This window comes from Streptomyces sp. CG4, assembly GCF_041080655.1.
In the GTDB taxonomy this organism is placed as follows: Bacteria; Actinomycetota; Actinomycetes; order Streptomycetales; family Streptomycetaceae; genus Streptomyces.
The window spans coordinates 3,047,651-3,068,520 of record NZ_CP163525.1 but is presented as its reverse complement, the minus strand read 5'-3'; the positions used below and the strand labels follow the sequence as shown (position 1 = coordinate 3,068,520).

21 protein-coding genes are annotated in these 20,870 nt (G+C 69.9%); 16 read left to right on the top strand and 5 right to left on the bottom strand.

The genetic code is table 11. The features are described 5' to 3' along the window. Nucleotides 1-323: 323 nt before the first annotated feature. From AB5L52_RS13800 to AB5L52_RS13770, 7 genes are all read left to right on the top strand, one after another. On the top strand, nucleotides 324-1,331 hold the full coding sequence (locus AB5L52_RS13800; protein WP_351029952.1) for an ABC transporter permease: 1,008 nt from the start codon (nucleotides 324-326) through the stop codon (nucleotides 1,329-1,331). 70 nt (nucleotides 1,332-1,401) lie between these two features. Further along, nucleotides 1,402-3,186, top strand: a complete 1,785-nt coding sequence (locus tag AB5L52_RS13795) for an ABC transporter substrate-binding protein (protein WP_351029951.1) — start codon at nucleotides 1,402-1,404, stop codon at nucleotides 3,184-3,186. A gap of 109 nt (nucleotides 3,187-3,295) precedes the next feature. Then, the gene (locus AB5L52_RS13790) at nucleotides 3,296-4,294 is read left to right on the top strand and encodes an ABC transporter permease (RefSeq protein WP_351029949.1); all 999 of its coding nucleotides are present in this window, start codon (nucleotides 3,296-3,298) and stop codon (nucleotides 4,292-4,294) included. Then, nucleotides 4,291-5,388, top strand: coding sequence for an ABC transporter ATP-binding protein (locus tag AB5L52_RS13785; protein WP_351029947.1), 1,098 nt, complete (start codon nucleotides 4,291-4,293; stop codon nucleotides 5,386-5,388). The genes AB5L52_RS13790 and AB5L52_RS13785 overlap by 4 nt, the downstream gene beginning before the upstream one ends. Next, on the top strand, nucleotides 5,385-6,668 hold the full coding sequence (locus tag AB5L52_RS13780; protein WP_369364226.1) for an ABC transporter ATP-binding protein: 1,284 nt from the start codon (nucleotides 5,385-5,387) through the stop codon (nucleotides 6,666-6,668). The genes AB5L52_RS13785 and AB5L52_RS13780 overlap by 4 nt, the downstream gene beginning before the upstream one ends. 99 nt (nucleotides 6,669-6,767) lie before the next feature. Next, a complete protein-coding gene (locus AB5L52_RS13775; protein WP_351029943.1) occupies nucleotides 6,768-8,159 on the top strand; it encodes a M1 family metallopeptidase in 1,392 nt (463 codons plus the stop codon). A 47-nt stretch (nucleotides 8,160-8,206) separates the two neighbouring features. Beyond that, nucleotides 8,207-8,866 (top strand): trimeric intracellular cation channel family protein, encoded by a 660-nt coding sequence (locus tag AB5L52_RS13770; protein ID WP_351029941.1) that lies wholly within the window; start codon nucleotides 8,207-8,209, stop codon nucleotides 8,864-8,866. On the opposite strand, the gene AB5L52_RS13765 is transcribed toward AB5L52_RS13770, so the two are convergent. Next, nucleotides 8,775-10,064 (bottom strand): alpha/beta hydrolase-fold protein, encoded by a 1,290-nt coding sequence (locus AB5L52_RS13765; protein ID WP_351029939.1) that lies wholly within the window; start codon nucleotides 10,062-10,064, stop codon nucleotides 8,775-8,777. The genes AB5L52_RS13770 and AB5L52_RS13765 overlap by 92 nt on opposite strands. A 163-nt stretch (nucleotides 10,065-10,227) precedes the next feature. Here AB5L52_RS13765 and AB5L52_RS13760 point away from each other — a divergent pair, with 163 nt between their 5' ends. After that, nucleotides 10,228-11,088 carry a thioesterase family protein gene (locus AB5L52_RS13760; protein ID WP_369364224.1) on the top strand — a complete coding sequence of 287 codons (861 nt, stop codon included), beginning with the start codon at nucleotides 10,228-10,230 and terminating at the stop codon, nucleotides 11,086-11,088. Here the strand turns inward: AB5L52_RS13760 and AB5L52_RS13755 are convergent. Continuing rightward, nucleotides 11,075-11,674, bottom strand: coding sequence for a TIGR03086 family metal-binding protein (locus AB5L52_RS13755; protein ID WP_351029936.1), 600 nt, complete (start codon nucleotides 11,672-11,674; stop codon nucleotides 11,075-11,077). The genes AB5L52_RS13760 and AB5L52_RS13755 overlap by 14 nt on opposite strands. Before the next feature lie 100 nt (nucleotides 11,675-11,774). Here AB5L52_RS13755 and AB5L52_RS13750 point away from each other — a divergent pair, with 100 nt between their 5' ends. Continuing rightward, the gene (locus tag AB5L52_RS13750) at nucleotides 11,775-12,746 is read left to right on the top strand and encodes a helix-turn-helix transcriptional regulator (RefSeq protein WP_369364223.1); all 972 of its coding nucleotides are present in this window, start codon (nucleotides 11,775-11,777) and stop codon (nucleotides 12,744-12,746) included. 340 nt (nucleotides 12,747-13,086) lie between these two features. On the opposite strand, the gene AB5L52_RS13745 is transcribed toward AB5L52_RS13750, so the two are convergent. Then, the gene (locus AB5L52_RS13745) at nucleotides 13,087-13,713 is read right to left on the bottom strand and encodes a TetR family transcriptional regulator (RefSeq protein ID WP_369364221.1); all 627 of its coding nucleotides are present in this window, start codon (nucleotides 13,711-13,713) and stop codon (nucleotides 13,087-13,089) included. 146 nt (nucleotides 13,714-13,859) lie between these two features. Between AB5L52_RS13745 and AB5L52_RS13740 the strand changes: the two genes are divergently transcribed. The 4 genes from AB5L52_RS13740 (at nucleotide 13,860) to mnmA (ending at nucleotide 17,292) form a co-directional block, all read left to right on the top strand. Next, nucleotides 13,860-14,027 (top strand): hypothetical protein, encoded by a 168-nt coding sequence (locus tag AB5L52_RS13740; protein ID WP_351029933.1) that lies wholly within the window; start codon nucleotides 13,860-13,862, stop codon nucleotides 14,025-14,027. Between the two features lie 32 nt (nucleotides 14,028-14,059). After that, nucleotides 14,060-14,338: a DUF4190 domain-containing protein gene (locus AB5L52_RS13735; protein WP_351029932.1), complete on the top strand. Its 279-nt coding sequence runs from the start codon at nucleotides 14,060-14,062 to the stop codon at nucleotides 14,336-14,338. A gap of 290 nt (nucleotides 14,339-14,628) precedes the next feature. Next, entirely contained in the window at nucleotides 14,629-15,798 is a 1,170-nt protein-coding gene (locus AB5L52_RS13730; RefSeq protein WP_369364218.1) for a cysteine desulfurase family protein, read from the top strand. 369 nt (nucleotides 15,799-16,167) lie between these two features. After that, nucleotides 16,168-17,292: a tRNA 2-thiouridine(34) synthase MnmA gene (gene mnmA / locus AB5L52_RS13725; RefSeq protein WP_369364216.1), complete on the top strand. Its 1,125-nt coding sequence runs from the start codon at nucleotides 16,168-16,170 to the stop codon at nucleotides 17,290-17,292. A 15-nt stretch (nucleotides 17,293-17,307) separates the two neighbouring features. Here mnmA and AB5L52_RS13720 read toward each other — a convergent pair whose 3' ends face one another. Together AB5L52_RS13720 and AB5L52_RS13715 are read right to left on the bottom strand one after the other, a co-directional pair. After that, the gene (locus AB5L52_RS13720; protein WP_369364214.1) at nucleotides 17,308-18,090 is read right to left on the bottom strand and encodes an alpha/beta fold hydrolase; all 783 of its coding nucleotides are present in this window, start codon (nucleotides 18,088-18,090) and stop codon (nucleotides 17,308-17,310) included. 37 nt (nucleotides 18,091-18,127) lie between these two features. Next, nucleotides 18,128-18,451, bottom strand: coding sequence for a DUF427 domain-containing protein (locus tag AB5L52_RS13715; RefSeq protein WP_351029927.1), 324 nt, complete (start codon nucleotides 18,449-18,451; stop codon nucleotides 18,128-18,130). Between the two features lie 102 nt (nucleotides 18,452-18,553). Between AB5L52_RS13715 and AB5L52_RS13710 the strand changes: the two genes are divergently transcribed. The 3 genes from AB5L52_RS13710 to AB5L52_RS13700 are packed head-to-tail and all read left to right on the top strand — an operon-like array spanning nucleotide 18,554 to nucleotide 20,857. After that, nucleotides 18,554-19,093, top strand: a complete 540-nt coding sequence (locus AB5L52_RS13710) for a TIGR00730 family Rossman fold protein (RefSeq protein WP_369364211.1) — start codon at nucleotides 18,554-18,556, stop codon at nucleotides 19,091-19,093. Nucleotides 19,094-19,100: 7 nt separating this feature from the next. Continuing rightward, complete coding sequence (locus AB5L52_RS13705) at nucleotides 19,101-19,799, top strand: SDR family oxidoreductase (protein ID WP_351029924.1); 699 nt, start codon at nucleotides 19,101-19,103, stop codon at nucleotides 19,797-19,799. A 50-nt stretch (nucleotides 19,800-19,849) separates the two neighbouring features. Beyond that, entirely contained in the window at nucleotides 19,850-20,857 is a 1,008-nt protein-coding gene (locus AB5L52_RS13700; protein ID WP_351029922.1) for a methionine synthase, read from the top strand. Nucleotides 20,858-20,870 lie beyond the last annotated feature (13 nt).

The following is a 20,870-nucleotide window of genomic DNA, read 5'->3' as shown; positions in this document are numbered from 1 at the left end:
GCCGGCCGCATTCACTGACCTGGGCCTGCGGGCCGTAGCGCACCGTTTTGCCGCGACTTGTCCGGGACTCCACCGCGGCTTTTTCGCCCCCGTCTGTCCCTGTCTGTCCCGTCCGTTCGCCGTGACTTCCTGTCCGCATAACAGGAAACGCCAGCTTGCATCACGGTTGCGCATCCATTCCTTGTCAAGGCTGGCGGCTGATCGCGCCAGCGTTGAAGACTCCCCCTTCAAGGGGTTCGCCCCTGTGTACGACGGACTGTTTGATGCCGCTACCAGCGGCAAGTGCGGGCCGGCTACCGCCGGTTGAGAGGGGTCCCAGCCTGATGACGGCACCATTGCACGAGCCGGCCGCGGAAGCCGCCCCGGGCGCGGCGGAAGAAGCCGCGGTCGCGGCCTCCGGCGCGAAGGCCGTCCAGGGCCGGTCCCTGGGCCGGATCGCCTGGGAGCGGCTCAAGCGGGACAAACTCGCCCTGACGGGCGGTGTAGTCGTGCTTCTCCTCATCGTGATCGCGCTGCTCGCGCCGGTGATCACGAACCTCGTCGGCCAGGACCCGGATGTCTACCACCAGGACCTGATCGACCCGCTGTTCAGCACCCCCAAGGGCTCCATGGGCGGCATGAGCGGCGACCACCTGCTCGGTGTGGAGCCGGTCAACGGCCGCGACATCTTCGCCCGCATCCTGTACGGCGCCCGGATCTCGCTGCTCGTCGGCTTCCTGTCCGCCGTGGTCGCCGTCGTCCTCGGCACCGTCCTCGGCATCCTGGCGGGCTTCTTCGGCGGCTGGGTGGACTCGCTCATCAGCCGCGTCATGGACGGCCTGCTCGCCTTCCCGCAGCTGCTGTTCATCATCGCGCTGGTCTCCGTCATGCCCAACCAGATGCTGGGACTCACCGGCACGGGCGTGCGGGTGTTCGTGATGATCCTGGTCATCGGCTTCTTCGGCTGGCCGTACATCGGCCGTGTCGTGCGCGGCCAGACGCTGTCGCTGCGTGAGCGCGAGTACGTCGAGGCGGCCCGCTCGCTCGGCGCCGGACAGCTCTACATCCTCTTCAAGGAACTGCTGCCCAACCTCGTCGCGCCCATCATCGTGTACACGACGATGATGATCCCCACGAACATCCTCACCGAAGCGGCGCTCAGCTTCCTGGGTGTGGGCGTCAAGCCGCCCACGTCCTCCTGGGGGCAGATGCTCTCGAGTGCGATCGACTACTACGACTCGGATCCCATGTACATGGTGATCCCTGGCGTGGCGATCTTCATCACGGTTCTTGCCTTCAACCTCTTCGGCGACGGCGTGCGGGACGCGCTCGACCCGAAGGGCTCCCGCTGAAGTGCCGTACCCCAAGCGTCCCGTGAGTTCTTCCACGGGGTCTCTCATCAAATTCGGAGGATCCGAGATCGTGACTACCCAACGCACCTCAGGGCGGCGCAAGCAGGCCCTTGCCGCTGCCGCAGTGGTCGCCGGGCTGCTGACCACGGCGGCGTGCGGCGGAGGCAATGGCGGCTCGAAGGACGGAGCAGCCGGCTTCGACGCGGCGAACAACAAGGTGGCCCAGGCCGACCAGGCCAAGAAGGGCGGCACCCTGAAGTTCGTGAGCACGCAGGACGCCGACTCGTGGGACACCACGCGCGGCTACTACGGCTTCATGTGGGACTTCTCCCGCTACTACAGCCGTCAGCTGCTCACCTACAAGACGGAGCCGGGTGCCGAGGGCGCGAAGCTCACCCCGGACCTCGCCACCGACAGCGGCAAGGTCTCGGGCGACGGCAAGACCTACACGTTCACCCTGCGCGACGGCATCACCTGGGAGGACGGCAAGCCGATCACCTCCCAGGACGTCAAGTACGGCATCGAGCGCTCCTGGGCGCAGGACGTCCTGTCCGGCGGTCCGGTCTACCTCCAGCAGATGCTGGACCCGAGCAACACCTACAAGGGTCCGTACAAGGACACCTCGAAGGACCACCTGGGCCTGAAGGCGATCGACACGCCGGACGCGAAGACGATCGTCTTCCATCTGCCGACGCCCAACTCGGACTTCCTCCAGGTGCTGGCGATGACCGCGGCCTCGCCCGTGCGCCAGGACAAGGACACCAAGTCCAAGTACGGCCTGCACCCGTTCTCCTCGGGCCCGTACAAGTTCCAGTCGTACGCCCCCGGCAAGAACCTGGTCCTCGTCCGCAACCCCAACTGGAAGGCGTCCTCGGACCCGGTCCGCAAGGCGTACCCGGACCAGGTCACCCTGGACATCTCCACCAACCAGGCCGACGCCGACCAGCGTCTGATCAACGGCGACTACGACATCGACGCCTCGCAGACCGGTCTGGGCTCGCAGGGCCGCCAGATCGCCCTGAAGCAGCACAAGGACAACCTGGACAACCCGGTCTCCGGCTTCATCCGCTACGCGGTCTTCCCGCAGAGCGTCAAGCCGTTCGACAACCTCCACTGCCGCAAGGCCGTGATCTACGCCGCCGACCACGTGTCGCTGCAGACCGCGCGCGGTGGCCCGGTCGCCGGTGGTGACATCGGCACCAACATGCTCCCGCCGTCGGTCGCCGGTGGCGAGGGCCAGAAGTACGACCCGTACCAGATCTCCGGGGCGAACAAGAACGGCAACGTCAACCTGGCCAAGCAGGAGCTCAAGGCCTGCGGTCAGCCGAACGGCTTCACGACGACCATCGCCGTCCGCAACAACAAGGCGCAGGAAGTCGCCACCGCCGAGTCCCTGCAGGCCGCGCTGAAGAAGATCGGCATCAACGCCGACATCTACCAGTACGACGGCTCGCAGAGCCCGGGCATCATCGGCTCCCCCTCGAACGTCGAGAAGAAGAAGCTCGGCATCATCATCATGGGCTGGGGTCCGGACTTCCCGACCGTCCAGGGCTACGGCATCCCGCTGTGGGACAGCAAGTACATCCTGCAGAGCGGTAACAACAACTACGCCCTGATCAAGGACAAGACGATCGACGGGCTCTTCGACCAGTACACCACCACGCTGGACGAGGCGAAGAAGACCCAGATCTCCACGGAGATCAACCACAAGGTGATGGACGGCGCGTACTACCTGCCCTTCACCTTCGAGCGGTTGCTCAACATCCGCTCCTCGCGTCTGGCCAACGTGTACACGACGAACGCGTACAGCGGTTTCTACGACTTCGTCAACCTCGGCCTGAAGTCCACGAAGTAGTCCCGGCACACCCGCCGAACGGCACGAAAGGCAGGTGAAGGCCGGCGCGGCGAGCCGCGGGCCCACCGGAAGATCTCCGGGGCCCGCGGTCCGCGGCGGGCCGTAAGCTGTGCTCGCTTACCTCATCAGGCGGCTGTTCGCCGCCGTAGTGATGCTGGTGGTCATCATCCTGGTGGTCTTCAGCATCTTCTTCCTCGTCCCCAAGTGGGCGGGCGTGGACATCGCCACGAGCTTCGTGGGCAAGCAGGCAGACCCGCACGCCGTCGCGGCGGTGCGCGAGAAGCTCGGTCTGAGCGACCCGATCTACTCGCAGGTCTGGCACTTCTTCAAGGGCATCTTCGTGGGTCGCACCTACGCGGCCGGCGGCGATGTCACCCACTGTGCCGCGCCGTGCTTCGGCTACTCCTTCCGCAGTGAGCAGGCCGTCTGGCCGGTGCTGACCGACCGCTTCCCGGTGACCCTGGGTCTCGCGCTCGGCGCCGCCGTGCTGTGGCTGGTCTTCGGTGTCGCCGCGGGTGTGCTCTCCGCCCTCAAGCGGGGCAGCCTGTGGGACCGCGGCGCGATGGTCGTCGCCCTCAGCGGTGTCTCCCTGCCGATCTACTTCACGGGTCTGCTCTCGCTGGCGATCTTCAGTTACGGACTGAACTGGATCAACGGCCAGTACGTCTCGATCAGCAACAGCTTCTCCGGCTGGCTCGGCGGCATGATCCTGCCCTGGATCACCCTCGCCTTCCTGTACGCGGCGATGTACGCCCGTATCACCCGCGCCACGATGCTGGAGATCCTCGGCGAGGACTACATCCGCACCGCCCGCGCCAAGGGTCTCAAGGAGCAGGTCGTCATCGGCAAGCACGCCATGCGCTCGACGATGACCCCGATCCTGACCATGCTCGGCATGGACCTCGGCGCCCTGATCGGCGGCGCGATCCTCACCGAGACCACGTTCAGCATCCCCGGCCTCGGCCAGGCCGTGCTGACCGCCATCAAGAACCAGGACCTCCCCATCATCCTGGGTGTCACCCTGATCACCTCCCTCGCGGTGCTCCTCGCCAACCTCGCGGTGGACATCCTGTACGCCGTGATCGACCCCCGAGTGAGGCTCGCATGACCGAACTCAGCAAGACCGGAGCGGCCGTGGGCGAGCCCACGGACGCCTCGCCCGCGCCGGCCTCCTTCCTGGAAGTGCGCGACCTGAAGGTGCACTTCCCGACCGACGACGGTCTGGTGAAGTCCGTTGACGGGCTCAGCTTCCAGCTGGAGAAGGGCAAGACCCTCGGCATCGTGGGCGAGTCGGGCTCCGGCAAGTCCGTGACCTCGCTCGGCATCATGGGCCTGCACACCGCAGGCCAGTACGGCAAGCGCAAGGCGCAGATCTCCGGCGAGATCTGGCTGAACGGCACCGAGCTGCTGTCCGCCGACCCCGACCACGTGCGCAAGCTGCGGGGCCGCGAGATGGCGATGATCTTCCAGGATCCGCTGTCCGCGCTGCACCCGTACTACACGATCGGCGCGCAGATCGTGGAGGCCTACCGGATCCACCACGACGTCGACAAGAAGACCGCCCGCAGGCGCGCGATCGAGATGCTCGACCGCGTGGGCATCCCGCAGCCGGACAAGCGGGTGGACAGCTACCCGCACGAGTTCTCCGGCGGTATGCGCCAGCGCGCCATGATCGCCATGTCGCTCGTGAACAACCCCGAACTGCTCATCGCGGACGAGCCGACCACCGCGCTCGACGTGACGGTCCAGGCGCAGATCCTGGACCTGATCCGCGATCTGCAGAAGGAGTTCGGCTCCGCGGTCATCATCATCACCCACGACCTGGGCGTCGTCGCCGAACTGGCCGACGACATCCTGGTGATGTACGGCGGCCGCTGCGTCGAGCGCGGCCCGGCCGAGAAGGTGTTCTACGAGCCCCGCCACCCCTACACCTGGGGTCTGCTCGGCTCGATGCCGCGGCTGGACCGCGACCAGCAGGAGCGCCTGATCCCGGTCAAGGGCTCCCCGCCCTCGCTGATCAACGTCCCGTCCGGCTGCGCCTTCAACCCGCGCTGCCCGTACGCCGACCTCCCGAAGGACAACCTGACCCGCACGGTCCGCCCCGAGCTGTCCGAGGTCGGAGACAAGCACTGGGCCGCCTGCCACATGTCGCAGGAGCAGCGGGAACGGATCTGGACCGAAGAGATTGCGCCGAAGCTGTGAGTGAGAACACAGAGGACAAAGAAGTGAAGGCCTCTGGTACGGCCACCCTCAGCAAGGACGCCGCGCCCGGCGAGACCCTGCTGAAGGTGACCGGGCTGCAGAAGCACTTCCCCATCAAGAAGGGCCTGTTCCAGCGGCAGGCCGGTGCCGTGCGCGCGGTCGACGGACTCGACTTCGAGGTCCGCTCCGGCGAAACCCTCGGCGTCGTGGGCGAGTCGGGCTGCGGCAAGTCGACGATGGGCCGGCTGATCACCCGGCTGCTCGAACCGACCGCGGGGAAGATCGAGTTCGAGGGCAAGGACATCACGCACCTCGGCGTGGGCGGCATGCGGCCCATGCGCCGCGACGTGCAGATGATCTTCCAGGACCCGTACTCGTCGCTGAACCCGCGGCACACCATCGGCACCATCGTCGGGGCCCCCTTCCGGCTGCAGGGCGTCGAGCCCGAGGGCGGCATCAAGAAGGAGGTCCAGCGGCTGCTGTCGGTGGTCGGCCTCAACCCCGAGCACTACAACCGCTATCCGCACGAGTTCTCCGGCGGTCAGCGCCAGCGCATCGGCATCGCCCGCGCGCTCGCCCTGAAGCCGAAGCTGGTCGTCGCGGACGAGCCGGTCTCCGCGCTGGACGTGTCGATCCAGGCGCAGGTCGTGAACCTCATGGACGACCTCCAGGAGGAACTGGGCCTGACGTATGTGATCATCGCGCACGACCTCTCGGTGGTCCGGCACGTCTCGGACCGCATCGCGGTGATGTACCTCGGCAAGATCGTCGAACTGGCCGACCGGGAGTCGCTGTACAAGGCGCCGATGCACCCGTACACCAAGGCGCTGATGTCGGCGGTGCCGATCCCGGACCCGAAGCGGAAGAACGCGAAGAGCGAGCGCATCCTGCTCAAGGGCGATGTGCCCTCGCCGATCTCGCCGCCCTCGGGCTGCCGCTTCCACACCCGGTGCTGGAAGGCGACGGAGATCTGCGCGAGCGTCGAGCCGCCGCTGCTGGAGCTGAAGCCCGGTCAGCAGGTGGCCTGCCACCACCCGGAGAACTTCGAGGACCAGGCCCCGCAGGACACGGTCCTGCTGACCGCCGCGAAGGAGGCGGCCGAGCTGGTCGCCGACGAGGTCCTCGCGGAGTCGGCGGAGACGTCGGCGGCGGTGGCGGCGGAGCTGGCGGAGGAGAGCGCGGAGGAGAGCGCGGAGAGCGCGGGGGAGGGCACCTCCGATGCGAGCGCCTCCGAAGAGCGCACCGAGGAGGGCGGCTCCCAGGAGTCAACCGACAAGTAGCACATGACGGTCCGGCAAAGTCATGTACATGCCTGAACGGGAGAGTGCAGAGTCGTCCGTGTCCGACCACTGATCGGTACACGCTCGAAAGGGACGACCATGGCACTCTCCCGTTCGGCACGCTCAGGAGCGCTGGTCACCGCCGCGGCCTCCGTCCTCCTCATCGCCGCCGCTCCCGCCCCCACTCCGGGCGCCCCCGGCATCGGCGATGCCTACTTCCCGCAGCTCGGCAACGGCGGCTTCGACGCGCTGCACTACGACCTCGACGTCGCCTACGCGCCCGGCACCGGCCGCCTGGACGGCCGTACCACCCTCACCGCCCGTGCCACGCAGAACCTGTCCTCCTTCGACCTGGATCTGCAGCAGTTGGATGTCAGCCGCGTCGAAGTCGACGGCAGACGCGCCGAGTTCACGCGCACCGGGGACGAACTCGTCATCACCCCGCGGCACAGTCTCGCCCGGGGCCGCACCTTCCGGGTGACCGTGACCTACGGCGGGACACCGCAGCCCCTCGGCGGGCCCATCGTGTTCGGCTCCAAGTACGGCTGGATGAAGACCGCCGACGGCGTCTTCGTCGCCTGTGAGCCCAACGCCGCCTCCACCTGGTTCCCGTCCAGCGACCACCCCTCCGACAAGGCCACCTACGACATCCGGATCAAGGCGCCCCAGGGCCTGACCGGCGTCTCCAACGGCCGCCTCGTGTCGACGTACGACAAGGGCGGCTCGACGTACACCCACTGGCGCGAGTCGAAGCCCATGGCGACCTACCTCGCCACCGCCACCATCGGCAGGTTCGACGTACGCACCGGGCGGACCCCCGGCGGCATCCCGATCTACGTGGCGATCGACCCCGTCCTGAAGAACAGCAACAAGGTCGACGTGTACGCCGTCACCGCCGCCGCGACCGACTACTGGTCGAAGATCTTCGGGCCGTACCCGTTCGAGGAGACCGGCGCCATCGTGGACGACATGCCCGAGGCCGGGTTCTCGCTGGAGGTGCAGAGCAAGCCCGCCTACTCGGCGGTGCGCAACGAGACGACGATCGTGCACGAGCTGGCCCACCAGTGGTTCGGCGACTCGGTGAGCGTCGACCGGTGGAAGGACATCTGGCTCAACGAGGGATTCGCCACCTACGCCCAGTGGCTGTGGGCGGAGCACCAGGGCACCCGCTCGGCCCACGACTCCTTCCTGGCCGCCTACAAGTCCGTCCCCGCGGACTCGTCCTTCTGGAAGACCGAGGTGGCCGACCCGCAGCGCGACACGATGTTCGCCTCCGCCGTCTACCAGCGCGGCGCGATGACGCTGCAGATGCTCCGGGAACGGATCGGCGACCAGGCCTTCTTCAAGCTGCTGCCCGCCTGGACGAAGCTCCACCGGTACGGCAACGCGGACACCGCCGACTTCATCCGCCTCGCCGAGCGCGTCAGTGGGCAGCAGCTGGACGACCTCTTCCGGACCTGGCTGTTCACGCCGGGGCAACCCGCTCTGTGAGCCTGGCTTTGTAAGGTTCATGCACCCCGGCGAGTGAGAATGTCGGGGTGCAGCTCCAGCAGATCTTCAGTCCCTCCGTCCAGCACGCGCTCGATGTCATCGGCATCTTCGTGTTCGCGATCTCCGGCGCGCTGCTGGCCGTCCGGAAGAACTTCGACGTGTTCGGCATCGCCGTACTCGCCGAGGTGACCGCGCTGGGCGGAGGGCTGTTCCGCGACCTGGTCATCGGAGCCGTGCCCCCGGCCGCCTTCACCGACCTCGGGTACTTCGTGACCCCGCTGATCGCCGCGCTCGTCGTCTTCTTCCTGCATCCGCACGTGGAACGCATCCAGTCGGCGGTGCTGGTCTTCGACGCGGCCGGCCTCGGCCTGTTCTGTGTCAGCGGCACGACGAAGGCGTACAGCTACGGCCTCAACCTGACCGCGTCGGCGACGCTCGGCCTCGCCACCGCCGTCGGCGGCGGTGTGCTCCGGGACGTGCTCGCCAACGAGGTGCCCTCACTGCTGCGCTGGGACCGCGATCTGTACGCGGTCCCAGCGATCGTCGGCGCCACCATGGTGGTGCTGTGCCTGCGCTACGACGTCCTCACCCCGTTCACCAGCGGGCTCGCCGCCGTCACGGCTTTCGTGCTGCGCCTGCTCGCGATGCGGTTCCACTGGCGAGCTCCGCGTGCATGGAACCGCCGCTCGACGGTTTCCGAGGAGTAGACCCGGTCGTTCCGGCGGCGTTCCCGGTAAGGGAACCATGGGTTCCGGTAAGAGCGCCGTCCTGCCCCTTGGCGTGGTTCTGGCCCATCTGCAGCGTCAGCCAGCGGAACACCGTGTCGACCTGCGGCCGCCACAGCGCCATGTTGTGGCCGCCCGCGCTGTGCGGCAGGAACACCACGTGCACGGTCGTCGGCGCCTTGGCGATCGACTCCAGCGCCACGCCCGCCTGGTAGCCGTCGCCGGACTCACCGGAGATGTAGAGCGCGACCGGCGGCGGCACGGGCTGCTTCTTCAGGATCATGTAGGGGTTGTTGTCGTTGCGCACGGTGGGATTCTGCGCGGCGAGGGAGTTGCGCTCGCCGATCGGGTCGTTGTAGCCGGACAGGCTCACCGCGGCCCGGTACCGGTCCGGGTGCGCCACGGCCAGCTTGACCGCGCAGTGGGCGCCCGCCGAGTACCCGGCCGTGGCCCAGCCCTTCGGCGCCGGCTCGGCGCGGAAGTTGTCCATGACCATCTTCGGCACGTCGATGCTGAGCCAGGTGTCGGCGTTGACCTGCCCGGGGATGTTCGCGCAGCCGGTGTCGACGCCGGCCAGCAGGTTGGTGCGCGGGGCGACCAGGATGAACGGCGCCACCTGGCCGCTCTTCATCAGCGGCAGCAGCTGCTCGTGCGCCTTCATGGAACCGAACCAGGCCTTGGCCGAACCGGGATAGCCCGGCAACAGCTCCACCACCGGGAACTTCTTGTCCTTGTAGGCCGGGTCGTTGTACTGGGGCGGCAGCCACACATAGACCTCGGCGTTCACTCCGGAGACCCGGCCCTTGAGCTGGGTGACCTTCACTCCGCCGGCCGCGTGCATGCCGGGCCCGTCGGCCTGTGTGAAGTTCTGCTTGACCTTGGGCAACCGTTTCACCGCTATGCCACCGGTACCGTCCTTGCCCAGGTCCTGGGCCTGGTTGACGTGGTTGCCGGTGCCGAGCAGGTCGGCCCAGTTGTCGTACAGGTTGTTCTGGTTGTTGACCAGGACGAAGATCAGCGTGACGGCTGTGCCCTGGGCGAACAGCAGCATCAGCACTCGGGTTGCGGCACGCAGGGCCTTGGGCCCGCGCACCCGCGACCACAGGGCGAGCGGCAGTATCAGTGCGACCACGGCCAGCACGATGGTCGTGTAGAGGAACGGAGTCCCGGTGAGGCTCATGTCCCCATAGAGGGGAATCAGGGCTTCGAGGTTGTGGACGTCTCCGGACACTTACCTAGAAATTGCCGGAACCTCACTCGTCCGAGGGATCCGATGGTAGCTCGTAACCTGCCGGACATCTACAAAGCTACCGCTTAGTAGTTTCCTGTTGTACCGTTCATCCATGCCAGAAGCAGCTTCCGTCCCTGCCGCGCGGGCCGTGATCGGCGACAGCGAGTTCGACCGCGACAGCGCGGTCGTCCGGCGCGAGCCCGGTGTCTACGACATCGACCTGTCCGCCGACTGGACCATCTTCGGTGCCGTCAACGGCGGCTTTCTGCTGGCCGTCCTCGGCCGTGCCCTCGCGGACACCCTCCCGCACCCGGACCCGTTCACCATCTCCGCGCACTACCTGACCGCCTCCCGGCCCGGCCCGGCGGTCGTGCGCACCGAAACGGTCCGCACCGGCCGCACCCTCTCCACCGGCCAGGCCTCGCTCTTCCAGTACGACGAGCAGGGCAACGAGGTCGAACGCATCCGCGTCCTCGCCTCCTACGGCGACCTCGCCGCCCTCCCCGCCGACGTCCGTACGACGGCGACGCCGCCCGCGTTCCCGCCGCTGGAGCAGTGCTTCGGCCCCGACGACGGGCCAGCCCCGGTCGACGGCGGCTCCGCCATCGCCGACCGGCTCATGATCAAGCTGGACCCGGCCACCCTCGGCTGGGCGCTCGGCGCGCCCTCCGGCAAGGGCGAGATGCGCGCCTGGTTCGGGCTGGCCGACGGCCGCGACGCGGACCCCCTCTCGCTGCTGCTGGCGGTGGACGCCCTGCCGCCCACCGCCTTCGAGATCGGCATCCAGGGCTGGGTCCCCACGGTGGAACTCACCGTCCACGTCCGCCACCGCCCGGCCCCCGGCCCGCTGCGCGTGTCCATCACCACCCGCAACCTGGCCGGCGGCTTCCTGGAGGAGGACGCCGAGGTCTGGGACAGCGAAGACCGCCTGGTCGCCCAGTCCCGGCAGCTGGCCCGGGTCAGGCTCGGCTGAGCGGCGCACGCCCCAGCCACGCGGCCAGCTGCTCGTAGACGCCGGCCCCTTCGGGGATCTCCCGGCGGCTGTCGAAGGGCGTCTCCTCGTCGCGCGGACGGGAGTCGGGCAGCACCCTGCGGGCGTTGGCCAGCGCGAACTCGGCCAGTTCCGCGTCGAGTTCGCCGGTGTGACCGATGGCCTGGGCGAGGTCCCAGGTGTGGGTGACGATCTCCATGACGTAGCCGGCCAGGGCCGCGTGCCCGGGTACCTCGCCCCAGGGCACCCGCACCGGGGCCGTCATGCGCTCGTCGCTCTCCCAGGCCTTCACGACCCGGGCGCGTACCTCGTCGTAGGCCTCCGCCCAGCCTTCGTCGGTGACCTCGTCGGCGACGGGGCGGACCGCGAGCCCGTCCCCACCCTCGCCGACCACCGCGATCCGCCGGGTACCGCCGACGACGTGGCTCAGCAGGGCCCTTACGTCGTACTCGGAACAGGGGGTCGGGGCGGTGAGGTGTTCGGGGCGGACGGTCCTGATCAGGGCCGCCGCCTGCTCGGTGGCGCGGGTGTAGACGGGGCGCGGGTCGATGAACTCGGTGCTGGTCATGGTGTGCCTCTCCGTGGGTCGATGGGGCGAGCCTCGCGGAATAACCTGACAACCTCCGTCAACATTTGCGAAGAGCTTGCCGACGGCGGATTCTGGGCCCGTGAAATCCGACCGGCTGCTGTCGATCCTGCTGCTCCTGCAGACCCGGGGCCGCGTGCCCGCACCCGAACTCGCCGACCGGCTGGACGTGTCGGTCCGCACCATCTACCGGGACATCGAGGCACTGTCGGCCGCCGGCGTCCCGGTGTACGCCGAGCGCGGCCGGCACGGCGGCATCGAACTCCTCGCCGGTTTCCGCACCGACGTCACCGGACTGACCGCCGACGAGTCCCGCGCCCTGTTCATCCTGGCCGCACAGGGCGCCCATGCGGCCCTCGGCCTCGACGCGGCCCTCGGCTCGGCCCTGCGCAAGGTGATGGCCGCTCTGCCGGCGCCGCACCGGCCCGCGGCCGAGGTGACCAGCCGCCGCATCCTGGTGGACGCCACCCGCTGGAAGAGCGGCCCCCGGCAGGCCGTCGACCTGGACGTGCTCCAGGACGCCGTCTTCTCCGACCGGCGCCTGAAGCTGCGCTACCGGCACAGCGGGGAGCGCGAGCCGCGGACGTACACCGTGGATCCCTACGGCCTGGTCGCCAAGGCCGGGGTCTGGTACCTGGTCGCCGACCGGCGCGGCGCGCCGCAGCTGTTCCGGGCCGACCGGATCCGCTCGGCCCGGCCGCTGGAGGAGCCCGTACGACGGCGTCCGGGCGTCGAACTCGCCGACGCCTGGGAGGTGCTGCGCCGCCAGGTGGAGGAGCGGGAGGGCGGGATCGAGGTGACCGTGCGGGTACGGCGGGAGCGGCTGGACATGTTCCGGCGGGTGGCCGCCGCGCATCTGGCCGCTCCGCCGGACGACGACGGTGAGAGCGAGTGGATCACCGTCCGGCTGGCCTACCCGGTGCTGGCCGCGGTCCGTCAACTCCTCGCGTTCTCCGACCGGGTGGAGGTGCTGGACCCGCCCGAGGCCCGCACGGAACTGCTGGCCGCGGCCGCTTCTGTCACGGCCTTGTACCAGGAGGCTTCAGGACCCTGAATCGACAGCCGGCGGACAGGGCGGGCCCAAGTACCGCCAAGGCACCGTTGGTTGAGTGCGGCTCTCAGGGCGACTCGTCGTCCTCCGGCGGCTCTTCCGGCAGTGGCGGCTCCGGACAGCGGCAGAGCTGTCAGCGGCCCTCCGGCATGCCCACCGGCACGCCCGGCGGTATGCCCTCGGGCATGGCGAGCGGCGCGCCCGGTGCTCAGGGCGGCCAGGGCGGGCCCGGGGGCGGCCAGGGCGGCGGCTGCGGCGGTCCGGGCGGGGGCGGGGCCGGCGGGCAGGCCCGGCAAGGCTGACCGAAGGCCGGGCTGTACGGCCGTACGGCCACAGGGGCGGCTCAGTCCAGCCAGTGGCCGCGGCCGATGGTGATGAGCCGCAGCTGCCGGGTGGCCATCTGGGTGACCCGCTCCCGCTCCTCCGCCGGGGCCTCCAGGGCCTCCAGGAACAGGGAGGCGGTGATGAGCATCTGGTCGACGTAGAGGTGCGCGAGCATCATCAGGTCGTCGTCGTTCCAGCCGGTGGCCTCGGGATCCTTGGCCAGCTCGGCCTTCACCTCCTCGGCGAACCGCAGCAGCTGGTCCCGGATGGCCTCCCGCACCGGCTGCACCCCGCCGTGCCGCTCCCGGGCGATGAACCGGACGTGCGCCGGGTGCGTGTCCACGTGCCGGGCGATCAACTCGATGGCGCGCGTGATGCGTTGTTCGCTGCCGCCCGCCGTGGACACCGTCGTCCGCACCATCGGGTGCAGGCTGCCCAGCGCCTCGTCGACCAGCGCGACACCGAGGTCGGCGGTCGAGCGGAAGTGCCGGTAGAAGGCGGTGGGGGCGACGCCGACGGCCCGGGTGACCTCGCGCAGACCCAGGCTGCTCAGGCTCTGCTCCTCCAGCAGCGCGAGCGCGGCGTCGAGGAACGCCTGCCGGGTCTTCTGCTTCTGCGCCTGCCGGATGCCGAGGGTGTGACTCATGTCATCCAGTTAACAACTGTTCTCTGGAATTGAAAAGCCGTGCGGCGCGCTAGAGTAGAAGTCAGTGAACAACTGTTACTACAACTGTTCACCGAAACTTCACACCCGCCTGATTCACCTGGCATCCCGGAGGGGGATCCGATCCCATGCTGTTCCTCGTCGCCGCACTCATGCTGCTCGGCGTCGTCCTGGGCACCGTGGCCCACGCACCGCTGACCGTCACCGCCGCCGTCGCCGCGGTCATCGCCGTCTGGCTCGGCGTCTTCGCGCTCCGCGAGCGCCACGGCCGCCGACGCCGTACGCAGGCCAACTGACCGCCCGCCACGACTTCCAGGAGCTGAACATCATGCAACTCACCGCACCGGTCACGACCGGCAACGAGACTCGTCCGGCCCCGCGGGACGCCGACGGCATGGCCGTCGCGTCCTTCATCCTCGGCCTGCTCGGTCTGCTCGTCCTCAACATCTTCCTCGGCCCGATCTCCATCGTCCTGGCCGCGGTGTCCCTGTGGCGCGGCACCACCCGCCGCGGCCGAGCCTGGCTGGGCCTCACCCTGGGCGTGGCCGACCTGGCCGTCCTGGTCATCGCCATGCAGGTCTCCCACACGCTGTCCTGGAGCCTGTGACCCGCCCGAGCTCCACCGGACCGACCGGCCCCCGAGGACGACGGGGCACCCGGCCGGAACCACAGGGATCACCGCCCCGTCCCCACCGGGGTGCAGCCGAACCGCCACCAACCCAACCGCCACCGCCGTGGGCAGTCGTTCCGCAGGGCGGAACGGGTGGGTACGGCCGACAGTGCCGGGCATCTCGCCACCAAGCCCAGGCGCAGCCAACGCAAGGTGCACGGCAAGCCCAGCCAACCTGCACGGCCGAAGCCAACCGCAGGGACCCGGCGCCGTAGAATCGGCACACCATGGCTTACCTCGACCACGCCGCGACAACCCCCATGCTCCCGGAGGCGGCAGAGGCACTGACCGCCCAGTTGAGCATCACGGGCAACGCCTCCTCCCTTCACGCATCCGGCCGCCAGGCCCGCCGTACGGTCGAGGAGTCCCGCGAAACGCTCGCGGAAGCGCTCGGCGCCCGCCCCAGCGAGGTCGTCTTCACCTCGGGCGGCACCGAGGCCGACAACCTCGCCGTCAAGGGCCTGTACTGGTCCCGCCGCGCGGCCGATCCGGCCCGCATCCGCGTCCTCGCCAGCCCCGTCGAGCACCACGCCGTCCTGGACGCGGTCCACTGGCTCGGCGAACACGAGGGCGCCACGGTCGAGTACCTCCCGGTCGACTCCTACGGCCGGGTCCACCCCGACGCCCTGCGCGCGGCCATCGCCCGCAACCCCGACGACGTCGCCCTGGTCACCGTGATGTGGGCCAACAACGAGATCGGCACGATCCTGCCGGTCCGTGAACTCGCCGACGTGGCGGCCGAGTTCGGCATCCCGATGCACGCCGACGCGGTCCAGGCCCTCGGTCAGGTCCCGCTCGACTTCGCCGCCTCCGGCCTCGCCGCGATGACCGTCTCCGGCCACAAGATCGGCGGCCCGTACGGCATCGGCGCGCTGCTGCTCGGCCGCGACCACACCCCCGTACCCGTGCTGCACGGCGGCGGCCAGGAGCGGCATGTCCGTTCCGGCACCCTCGACGTCCCCGCCATCGCGTCCTTCGGCGTCGCCGGCCGGCTCGCCATCGAGCGGCGCGCGTGGTTCGCCCGCGAGATCGGCGCCCTGCGCGACCAGTTGATCGCCGCCGTCCGTACGGCCGTCCCGGATGCCATCCTCGGCGGCGACCCGGCACCCGAGGGCCGCCTTCCGGCCAACGCGCACTTCACCTTCCCCGGCTGCGAGGGCGACTCGCTGCTGCTCCTGCTGGACGCCCAGGGCATCGAGTGCTCGACCGGTTCCGCCTGTACCGCGGGCGTCGCCCAGCCCAGCCATGTGCTGCTCGCCACCGGCACCGACCCGGACCTGGCCCGGGGCACCCTGCGCTTCTCGCTCGGCCACACCTCCACCGAGGCGGACGTGGAAGCGGTCGCGAAAGCCATAGGCCCGGCGGTGGAAAGGGCACGCGTCGCGGGCCTCAGCTGAGACAGTCGAGACGGCCGAGACAGCTGAGGCAGCTGAGATGAAGAGCGGCCGTCGTGACATGAGGCGACCTACGAGGCGGGTTCCCTTCGCCGGTATTGTCCGGATCAGGTAGTTGGGGGTCGCCTTCCGGTCCAGTCCTTGCGACCTTCCGGCCTCTCAGCCCGAGCGTCGACGTCGGCACCAGCGGAGACGGTGTACCTCTCGTTGAAGAGAACATGTATCTCTCGCTGACGTCGGCTACTCCGCTTGAACTCCCTCACTCGTCTCGCAGGTCTAGTTTCAGAGTAAATCGGGACGAACCAGACGGAAAGAGGTCGGGCCTTGATTTTTTCGGAGCCGCCTCCCGGGGCCCCGTACCCTGGAAGGGCTATGACTGAGACCCCGCAGCGCCCCCTCCGCGTCCTCGCCGCCATGTCCGGCGGAGTCGACTCCGCCGTCGCCGCCGCGCGCGCCGCGGAAGCCGGCCACGACGTCACCGGCGTCCACCTCGCGCTCTCCGCGAACCCGCAGTCCTTCCGGACCGGCGCGCGGGGCTGTTGCACCATCGAGGACTCCCGTGACGCCCGCCGCGCGGCCGACGTCATCGGCATCCCGTTCTACGTCTGGGACCTCGCCGACCGCTTCCGCGAGGACGTGGTCGAGGACTTCATCGCCGAGTACGAGGCCGGCCGCACCCCCAACCCGTGCCTGCGCTGCAACGAGAAGATCAAGTTCGCCGCGCTGCTCGACAAGGCGCTGGCCCTCGGCTTCGACGCGGTGTGCACGGGCCACTACGCCCAGGTGATCGTGCGCGAGGACGGCTCCCGCGAGCTGCACCGCGCCTCCGACATGGCGAAGGACCAGTCGTACGTCCTCGGTGTGCTGGACGAGAAGCAGCTCGCCCACGCGATGTTCCCGCTCGGCGACACGGTCACCACCAAGGAGGAGATCCGCGCCGAGGCCGAGCTCCGGGGCCTCGCCGTCGCCAAGAAGCCCGACTCGCACGACATCTGCTTCATCGTCGACGGCGACACCCAGGGCTTCCTCGCGAATCGCCTCGGCAAGGCGGAGGGCGACATCGTCGACGAGTCCGGCACGAAGGTGGGCACGCACGAGGGCGCCTACGGCTTCACCATCGGCCAGCGCAAGGGCCTGCGCATCGGCACCCCGGCCCCCGACGGCAAGCCGCGCTACGTCCTCGACATCTCGCCGGTGGCGAACACGGTGACCGTCGGCCCGGCCGCCGCCCTGGACGTCACCGGGCTGACGGCGATCAAGCCCCGCTGGTGCGGCACCGCCCCCACGGGCCCCGGCACGTACACCGCTCAGCTGCGCGCCCACGGCGGCGAGACCGAGGTCGTCGCGGAGCCGGTCGACGGCGGGCTGCGCGTGCGCTTCACCGAGCCGGTCCGTGGCGTGGCCCCCGGCCAGGCGATCGTCCTCTACGACGGCACGCGCGTGGTGGGCTCGGCGACGATCGCGACGACCACGCGCGCGCCGGCCGCGGCGGTGTAGCCGCCGCGCCGCCGCTCACCCCGCGACGAACTCCGCCAGCACCGGCCCCAGGACCTCCGGCTCCACCATGTGGGTCTGCCCCGCCAGGACCCGGCAGGCGCCCTGGGGCACGGTCTCCGCGACCGCGCGGGACGCCTCGCGCATCCACTCCGGGCTCGCCCCGCCCGCGACCGACAGCACCGGTACGGAGATCGCGGCGAGCCGCTCGCGGGGCAGCAGGCCGTCGCCCATGACGGCGTCGTCGTACGCCAGGCTCGGCGCGACGGCCTCCATCCCGGCCCACATCGGCGACTGCCGGGCGCCCTGGATCATCTCTTCGCCGAGCCCGGTCAGCCGCAGGAACAGCTCCACCGCGTCCCCCCGGCGGCCGTCCGCGAGCGCCTCCGTCAGGGCCTCCTTGTATGCGGCCTCGCGCTCGGCGCCGCCCTGGAGGAAGTCGGCGTACGGCACCTCGTAGACGGCCACCCGGCGCACCGGCAGCCCGCTCGCCGCCGCCTCCAGCACCAGCGCACCGCCCGAGGAGACGCCGAACAGCACCGCGTCACCGCCCACGGCGTCGAGCAGCGCGGCCAGGTCCTCGATCTCGCGCTCGACCGCGTACGGCGCCGTGTCACCGCTCGCGCCGCGGCCCCGGCGGTCGTGGACGACGGCCGTGCAGCGGTCCGCGATCCGCTGGGCCAGGGGCGCCATGGTGCCCCCGGTGGACATCGCGCCGCTCACCAGGATCACCGTCGGCCCCTGGCCGGTCACTTGGTACGCGAGGGCGGTTCCGTCGCGCGAAGTCGTCTTCTTGTCCATGCCGGTGCAGACTGCCGTACCGGCGTGAACTCATCGCTCACGACACGTCGACGTCGTAGAAGCAGTAGTGATCCTTGATCTCCGCCACCTCCGCCTTCGGGTTCGGGTACGCCCACACCAGGTCCGCGGCGTTCGGCAGCGACCAGTAGGACGCGGTGCCCTTGAAGGGGCACACGGTGTGCGTCTCGGAGGGGGTCAGCAGGTCGAGCCGTACGTCCTCGGCGGGGAGGTAGTACCGCACCGGGCTGCCCGTCTCGCGCAGCACCAGCGGCCGGTCGGTCTCCGCGAGCACCTGGCCGTCGTGCACCACGCGCACGTGCTGCTCGCTCTTCTCGATGGTGATCGTGTGTCCTTGGCTCATATCTGGACAGCACGGGCGGGCCCGCGCTTCTTCCCCGATACGGCGCTTCTTTCCGGGTACCGCAGGATCCGTTCGGCAGGGCCCGGCCGTACGGTAGGGGCCATGAACATCTGCGTCTTCCTGTCCGCGGCCGACCTCGACGAGCGGTACACGCGCCCCGCGCGCGAGTTCGCGGAACTGATCGGCAAAGGCGGTCACACCCTGGTGTGGGGCGGTTCCGACGTCGGTCTGATGAAGGTCGTCGCCGACGGGGTGCAGGAGACGGGCGGCCGGCTGCTGGGCGTGTCCGTGGAGTTCCTCGCCGACAAGACGCGGCCCGGCACCGATGAGATGGTCATCGCCGCCGACCTCGCCGAACGCAAGAAGCTGCTGCTGGAGAAGGCCGACGCCGTGGTGATCATGGTGGGCGGCACCGGCACGCTGGACGAGGCCACCGAGATCCTGGAGCTGAAGAAGCACGGCCACACGGAGATGCCGGTGGTGCTGCTGAACACGGCCGGGTTCTACGACGGTCTCAAGGAGCAGTTCCGCCGCATGGAGGACGAGGGCTTCCTGCCCCGCCCGCTGTCCGAGCTGGTGTTCTTCGCCGAGGAGCCGGTGGCCGCGCTGGCGTACCTCGAGGAGTCCGTCGCGGGCCGCTGATGCGAGCATGGCGGTCATGGCTACTCATGTGATCACCGGGGCCGGGTCCGGCATCGGCGCGGCCGTCGCCCGCCGTCTGCACGCGCGCGGGGACGAACTCGTCCTGCACGCGCGCGACGCGGGCCGCGCGAAGGAACTGGCGGCCGAGTTCCCCGGCGCCCGGACCCTGGTGGGCGACCTGGCCGACCCGGACAAGCTGTCCTGGGCGTTCTCCCACCAGAGCCTCCCGGACCGGGTGGACTCCCTGCTGCACATCGCCGGTGTCGTCGACCTGGGCGAGGTCGGCGACCTGACCCCCAAGTCCTGGCGCCACCAGCTCAACGTCAACCTGATCGCCCCCGCCGAACTGACCCGGCACTTCCTGCCCCAACTGCGCGCCGCCCGCGGCCATGTGATCTTCGTCAACTCCGGCGCCGGCCTCAACGCCCACGCCGGCTGGTCCGCGTACGCGGCCTCCAAGCACGGCCTCAAGGCCCTCGCCGACGCGCTCCGCCACGAGGAGCACGGCAACGGCGTCCGCGTCACCTCGGTCTACCCCGGCCGCACGGCCAGCCCCATGCAGGCCAAGGTCCATCAGCAGGAGGGCAAGGACTACGACGCCGCGAAGTGGATCGACCCCGAGTCGGTCGCCACGACGATCCTGCTGGCCCTGGACCTGCCGAGGGACGCGGAGATCAACGACCTCACGGTACGACCGGGGCGCTGACCGCCGCATCGGCGGAGCCGGGGGGCGGGTGTTCGGCATACCCTGCCGGGGTGAGTGAGAACAGCCAGTTCAGGTTCCCCGGGGCCACCGGGGTCGGGTCCATGCCGGGCGGCGACGCGCGCGAGGCCGCCAAGACGGTGACCGGCAGCTTCGAGGACTTCCCGGTCCTGTCCGAGCTGCCCGCCCGTGGCCCCGGCGCCGACATGATCGGCCGTACGGCGGGCATGCTCGTCGAGCTGTACGCGCGCGTGGAGCCCAGCGGCTGGCGCATCGGGGACCGGCCTGGCCGGGACACCAAGCGGGCCCGGTCCTGGCTGGGGGAGGACCTGGACGCCCTGGAGGAGTTCACCCAGGGGTACGAGGGCGATCTCAAGGTGCAGGCGGTCGGGCCGTGGACCCTGGCCGCCGCCCTGGAGCTGAAGAACGGCGAGGCCGCCCTCTCCGACCCCGGCGCCTGCCGTGACCTCGCCGCCTCGCTCGAAGAGGGGCTGCGACTCCACCTCGCCGAGGTCCACCGTCGTATCCCCGGCGCCCGGCTCGTCCTCCAGCTCGACGAGCCCTCCCTCACCGCCGTACTGCGCGGACAGGTCCGTACCGCCAGCGGCTACCGCACGCACCGCGCCGTGGACCGGCAGGTCGTGGAGGCCACCCTGCGGGAGGTCATCGCAGTCCATGGCGACGGACCCGTGATCGTGCACTCCTGCGCCCCCGACGTGCCGTTCGCGCTGCTGCGGCGGGCCGGCGCGGCAGCCGTCTCCTTCGACTTCTCGCTTCTCACCGAGCGTGACGACGACGCGATCGGCGAGGCCGTCGAGGGCGGCACGCGGCTGTTCGCCGGTGTCGTGCCGGGCACGGACGGCCCATTGTCAGACCCTGCCGGTAGCGTCATGGGTGTCAGAACGCTGTGGCGCAGGCTGGGGCTGCATCCGGGGTTGCTCACGGAGGCGGTCACGGTCACCCCGGCGTGCGGCCTCGCGGGCGCTTCCCCCGCGTACGCACGCCAGGCCCTCGCCCACTGCGTCCGGGCGGCGAGATCCCTCGCGGACAACCCAGAGTAACGGGAGGACAACA

Bases quoted from the DNA above. Each gene is read 5' to 3' on its own strand.
- AB5L52_RS13800 (WP_351029952.1), top strand. From the start codon at position 324: ATGACGGCACCATTGCACGAGCCGGCCGCGGAAGCCGCCCCGGGCGCG.
- AB5L52_RS13785 (WP_351029947.1), top strand. From the start codon at position 4,291: ATGACCGAACTCAGCAAGACCGGAGCGGCCGTGGGCGAGCCCACGGAC.
- AB5L52_RS13775 (WP_351029943.1), top strand. From the start codon at position 6,768: ATGGCACTCTCCCGTTCGGCACGCTCAGGAGCGCTGGTCACCGCCGCG.
- AB5L52_RS13765 (WP_351029939.1), bottom strand. From the start codon at position 10,064: ATGAGCCTCACCGGGACTCCGTTCCTCTACACGACCATCGTGCTGGCC.
- AB5L52_RS13760 (WP_369364224.1), top strand. From the start codon at position 10,228: ATGCCAGAAGCAGCTTCCGTCCCTGCCGCGCGGGCCGTGATCGGCGAC.
- AB5L52_RS13755 (WP_351029936.1), bottom strand. From the start codon at position 11,674: ATGACCAGCACCGAGTTCATCGACCCGCGCCCCGTCTACACCCGCGCC.
- AB5L52_RS13745 (WP_369364221.1), bottom strand. From the start codon at position 13,713: ATGAGTCACACCCTCGGCATCCGGCAGGCGCAGAAGCAGAAGACCCGG.
- AB5L52_RS13740 (WP_351029933.1), top strand. From the start codon at position 13,860: ATGCTGTTCCTCGTCGCCGCACTCATGCTGCTCGGCGTCGTCCTGGGC.
- AB5L52_RS13735 (WP_351029932.1), top strand. From the start codon at position 14,060: ATGCAACTCACCGCACCGGTCACGACCGGCAACGAGACTCGTCCGGCC.
- AB5L52_RS13730 (WP_369364218.1), top strand. From the start codon at position 14,629: ATGGCTTACCTCGACCACGCCGCGACAACCCCCATGCTCCCGGAGGCG.
- mnmA (WP_369364216.1), top strand. From the start codon at position 16,168: ATGACTGAGACCCCGCAGCGCCCCCTCCGCGTCCTCGCCGCCATGTCC.
- AB5L52_RS13720 (WP_369364214.1), bottom strand. From the start codon at position 18,090: ATGGACAAGAAGACGACTTCGCGCGACGGAACCGCCCTCGCGTACCAA.
- AB5L52_RS13715 (WP_351029927.1), bottom strand. From the start codon at position 18,451: ATGAGCCAAGGACACACGATCACCATCGAGAAGAGCGAGCAGCACGTG.
- AB5L52_RS13710 (WP_369364211.1), top strand. From the start codon at position 18,554: ATGAACATCTGCGTCTTCCTGTCCGCGGCCGACCTCGACGAGCGGTAC.
- AB5L52_RS13705 (WP_351029924.1), top strand. From the start codon at position 19,101: ATGGCGGTCATGGCTACTCATGTGATCACCGGGGCCGGGTCCGGCATC.